Raw genomic sequence first — 3,654 nt, forward strand, 5'->3', positions numbered from 1 at the left:
TGTGGGATATTATTATCAACGTCATATCGTATTCTTTTAATTCTTCAAATATCTCTTCTTCTGTTTGTGAGTCTGATAGTATGGTATAACAGCTAAAACATCTTTAACAAAAAATGGTAATTTTTTAAAATATTAATATGGATATCAAATAATGCTATTTTTGTTGACATCTTGGTAATTTCTCGAAGTACTCTTTTTTCATATAAACCAAATAGATTAAGTAATTTTGGATTATGTTTTAGTGGTGATTTATCATAACAATTATATATTATTACAAAATAAAATAAGTTTTTTAAAACTAACAAATCCCAATAAGCATTCTCAATCTCTTCTAACATGGTTCCAATTAATTCCTACTGTCTTTGTTAAATAAAGTCCGTCATAACTTACCTTTTTATTTTTAATGTATTCTCATATTGCATTTAACAAGATTGTTAAACTGTTCTTTTAAAACTATACAAGACATGCAATATTCATTAAGAATGCAATCATTACAAAATTGATTTTGTAATGATTTATCCTCCCAGATTTTTTCCAGTTCAACTATAAAGTGAGACAGTTTTCTATTTTTAAGTGATCCGAGATTGTATTTAGATCGTTTATAAAAAGCTATACAAGGATATATATCTCCTTCTTGAGACATATACATTTTGAATTGGAGACATTTATTCTGTTTCATAAAAGAAATGTTCATAGTTGGTCTCATAAGATTGTTTTTAAAAGGATTTATGAGATCTTCGTGTGGATAATTTTGAATAATATTCTCCTTTCTTATATTTTTTTCGTCTAATATAAATTTATTTGGAACATTAAGAACCAATCGAAAAGGTAAGTTATATTCCTTTAAAAGAATTACTCTATTTTCAATTTCACGATTATATTCAACATTATCTTCAATTATTTGAAATAAAATTTGTAATTTATATTTTTTTAAAACAGAAATTTTATTTTTGTCTAATAGCATTCCATTTGTAATGAGAAAAAAGTTAAGATCAAATTTTGTTGCAATATCCATAAATCCAATTAACTTATCAAATTCCGTTAATGGATCTCCTCCAGTGAGAAAAATCTGATTGCATCCATGATTAGTTAATTCAATCATAAATTTAATAATTGTATTTTCGTTCAGTAAATAATTAGGTCTATAACTATCTGGGGTTTTTACACAACTAATACATGGAAAAAGTCTTGTTTTTTCGCATGCATTACAATCAAGAGAGCAACTAGAAACTAAATTTATATACATCGCTTTTATTTCTGATATACTGTCAGATTCAATTGGTATAGAAGTTCCTGCAGTCCATTCGTCGTGAAAATATTTAATATAAGGCTCTCTTGTAAATCTTATGAGTTTGTTAAGCATTAAAAAGTTTAATGTTTCCTTCCATTTTTCTTTATATATGGTTTCCATATTATTAAGGTCTAACCCGTTCAATGCTTTTTTTAGCATTTCTAAATATTCTTTTTCTACAATAAATATTTTAGAGTTTGGAAAATCTTGAATTACCCCTCTATCATTATTATGAACAAATTTTACACCATATCCTAAACTAATATACCATTTCATATGATTAACCTCCTATGAATAAATCACTTTGATTTCAAGAAGTTATATAATAAAATATTTAATAATAAAAATAATTCTTTGTATTATTAAAAATAAAATTAATAAAATTTATATTGTTATTTTTGATATTTATTTCTAAAATATGTTGGATTATGTATAAGAATTTCTGTCAAGTCTTTTAAATCTTCTGTAGTAGATTTTATCCTGCTTTCACAAAAAACTTCTGGTCTCTCAAAGAGTCTTTTTGTGGCAAAGGTTGCATAACATCCTCCGCATACTCTGCTTATAGGACAGTTCCCACATTTTGTTAAAATTTCTTCATCATATTTTTTCATCAGCCGCAATATTTTGTTTAAATCTAATCCTGAATATATATTGCCTATAGAAAAATGACTATTTATTTTTTCACATATATGAATTCTCCCTTCAGTGTCTACATATATTTTATCTCCAGGTATACAAGTTCCTGTAAATGAAGTAAAAAAAGTATTATTACAATAAAATTTAAATCTATTGTAGAGTGAAAAAAGGGAAGTTCCAAATAGTAAATCAGAATAACGGGAAGTCTTTTCACCAGATTTTATATTTTCAATGTATTGTTTCTTCTTACAAAAATATGTTTTTATAAAATTATTTTTTTCTTGTAAACTGAAACGCTTATAATAAGAAGAGAATAAAGGCTCAACCATGCTTACTCTTATAAGCGAAGGGAGATCTACATTTTCAAAAAATTCCTCCGCCTTATAAATATTGGTGCCAAAGTCATAACAAGCAAGGAGATTAAGATTCTTCCACAGTGTGGGATATAATTCTCTAATCTTCATCAGATTGTTAAATATCTGATCAAAACTTCCTTTATTTTCACTGAAAACTCTATTTCTATCATGTTCTTCTTTTGGACCATCTAAACTTATCGACACATAGAAATCCTTTACTTTTGCTATATATCGAATCACCTCACTTGATAGTAATGTGCCATTAGTCGTTATATTAAACATGGGATCATAGAAGTTATATTTTTTTATTACGTACTCTACTATCTTTGTAATTAACTTAAATTCAAGCAATGGTTCTCCACCATAGAAAGTAAAAGTAGGCCTTTTTTTAGGATTATATTGAAACACTTTTATGAAATAGTACATATATAGGTCTATCGCTTTCTTTGCAATCTCAAATGTCATTATTTTCTTACTATAATTACGATGATATGGATATTTATCTGAATATATGCAATATTTGCAACGTAGATTACATTGCTCGGTTATCTCAAATATTAGTTGTTTCATTCCAAAATTTTCAATATGATTTTTAATATCTTCTATAGTAAGTTTTTTCTTACCCTTGTAGCTGATTGATTTGCAAGTATTATCATACTTTTTGAGAAAGGAATCATAGTATTGCATATTATAATCATGGAAGATATCCCTTTCTAAAGATTCACTTTTTCTTTCTCCACTAATTATATTTAATAGAGACTCATCAATATTAAAAATTAAACCTGAATCATTATCATAGATATATAAGTTTTTTTCATTAATCTGAAATCTTAGAAAATTAGACATTTTGTTCACTCCAATTGTTTGACTTTAACATCAAATTTATCGTTCTATTGCATATATCAGTAAAATAGTCGGAGTGGTCTATTATTATGCATATTTTTTCACATAATTCTGTATCTATAAACGATTTAATTAACTCTTTTGTTTCTTTATCTAAATGTGCAGCTGCTTCATCAAAGATAAATAAATCGGAAGAATCTGATTTTATAAGTGCTCGTGCTATTGCTACTTTTTGTATTTCTCCTCCAGAAAGCTTTACCCCATTTTCCCCTACTAAGGTCTTATCCTTTAAAGGAAGGTTATCTATAAACTGCTTTAACCCAGATTTTTTTAGTGCTGTCTCGTATTTTTCCTCACTTACGTCCCCTGTTATTTTTATATTGTTCTCTATGGTATCGTTGAATAAGAATATCTTCTGTGAAACTATTGATATTCTATTTCTTAAAGATCTTTTTGAAAGTTTTTTCAAGTCTATAGAATTTATTAAAATTTCACCGTCATAATTGTCATATAAACCTAATATCAATC

4 protein-coding genes are annotated in these 3,654 nt (G+C 26.4%); all 4 read right to left on the reverse strand.

Going from position 1 to position 3,654, the window contains the following annotated elements:
- Positions 1 to 92: 92 nt before the first annotated feature.
- Entirely contained in the window at positions 93 to 338 is a 246-nt protein-coding gene (locus PW5551_RS03810) for a hypothetical protein (protein ID WP_041534042.1), read from the reverse strand.
- A gap of 62 nt (positions 339 to 400) precedes the next feature.
- Positions 401 to 1,567 (reverse strand): radical SAM/SPASM domain-containing protein, encoded by a 1,167-nt coding sequence (locus PW5551_RS03815; RefSeq protein ID WP_113074484.1) that lies wholly within the window; start codon positions 1,565 to 1,567, stop codon positions 401 to 403.
- 116 nt (positions 1,568 to 1,683) lie between these two features.
- Positions 1,684 to 3,129, reverse strand: a complete 1,446-nt coding sequence (locus PW5551_RS03820) for a radical SAM/SPASM domain-containing protein (RefSeq protein ID WP_012208516.1) — start codon at positions 3,127 to 3,129, stop codon at positions 1,684 to 1,686.
- A partial coding sequence (locus tag PW5551_RS03825) for an ABC transporter ATP-binding protein (protein WP_146738323.1) occupies positions 3,122 to 3,654 on the reverse strand: 533 nt, incomplete at its 5' end. The genes PW5551_RS03825 and PW5551_RS03820, both read right to left, overlap by 8 nt.

This window comes from Petrotoga sp. 9PW.55.5.1, assembly GCF_003265365.1.
GTDB lineage: Bacteria > Thermotogota > Thermotogae > Petrotogales > Petrotogaceae > Petrotoga.

Excerpts from the sequence above, each read along its gene's own strand:
- PW5551_RS03810 (WP_041534042.1), bottom strand. The coding sequence starts at position 338 with ATGTTAGAAGAGATTGAGAATGCTTATTGGGATTTGTTAGTTTTAAAA.
- PW5551_RS03815 (WP_113074484.1), bottom strand. The coding sequence starts at position 1,567 with ATGAAATGGTATATTAGTTTAGGATATGGTGTAAAATTTGTTCATAAT.
- PW5551_RS03820 (WP_012208516.1), bottom strand. The coding sequence starts at position 3,129 with ATGTCTAATTTTCTAAGATTTCAGATTAATGAAAAAAACTTATATATC.